We start from the raw sequence: 594 nt of genomic DNA, 5'->3' as shown, positions 1-594 counted from the left end.
TTAGCAAAACCCGCGTAAACCCTCGCCCAATCGGGCGGGGATATAAGCGGGAAACGCGAAGCGTTTCTAGTCAGGTGTGGCCTGACTTTGTACATATTCTTTCAGCGTTTCAATCGTTGCACCACCTGCGCTACAGGCAAAATAGGAGCGCGACCAGAGCGCTGCGCTCTTGCTTTGCCGGGGTACGTGGGTATTGAGTCTACGTATCCGGCGAGATGAAACCGATTTCAGGTTGTTCACCATAACGCTGATCGCCAGTTTCGGTGGGTAGGCCATCAACAGATGAACATGATCTTCTTCACCGTCCATTTCCAGCAGGTTACATTCCAGTTTCTCGCAAGCAGACTCAAATGCTTCACGCAGCTGCTCAATCATAAAGCCATCGAACAGTTTTCGTCGGTACTTGGTGGTAAAGACCAGATGAACAACCAGCTTGGTGACGCTGTGACGTTTTCTAAGGTAATCTGATAGCAATTCTTTATGATGCACACTCACTTGAAATATGACCTTAGTAGCTTATAATAAATGAATTATATCAATGAGCGCTGAAATGTTAAAGGCCACGAAAGTACGCATTTATCCCACACCTGAGCA

At 47.1% G+C, this 594-nt stretch carries 2 protein-coding genes; one reads left to right on the top strand and one right to left on the bottom strand.

Translation table 11 applies throughout. The features are described 5' to 3' along the window. Positions 1 to 66: 66 nt before the first annotated feature. Positions 67 to 495 (bottom strand): IS200/IS605 family transposase, encoded by a 429-nt coding sequence (gene tnpA / locus NOG12_RS13215; protein WP_257119926.1) that lies wholly within the window; start codon positions 493 to 495, stop codon positions 67 to 69. A gap of 43 nt (positions 496 to 538) precedes the next feature. On the opposite strand from tnpA, the gene NOG12_RS13380 reads away from it, so the two are divergent. Beyond that, positions 539 to 594 (top strand): helix-turn-helix domain-containing protein (locus NOG12_RS13380; RefSeq protein WP_418055319.1); only part of this gene is annotated, 56 nt, incomplete at its 3' end.

Source organism: Pseudidiomarina fusca, assembly GCF_032227045.1.
GTDB lineage: Bacteria > Pseudomonadota > Gammaproteobacteria > Enterobacterales > Alteromonadaceae > Pseudidiomarina > Pseudidiomarina fusca.
This window is presented reverse-complemented; position numbering and strand designations above follow the sequence as displayed.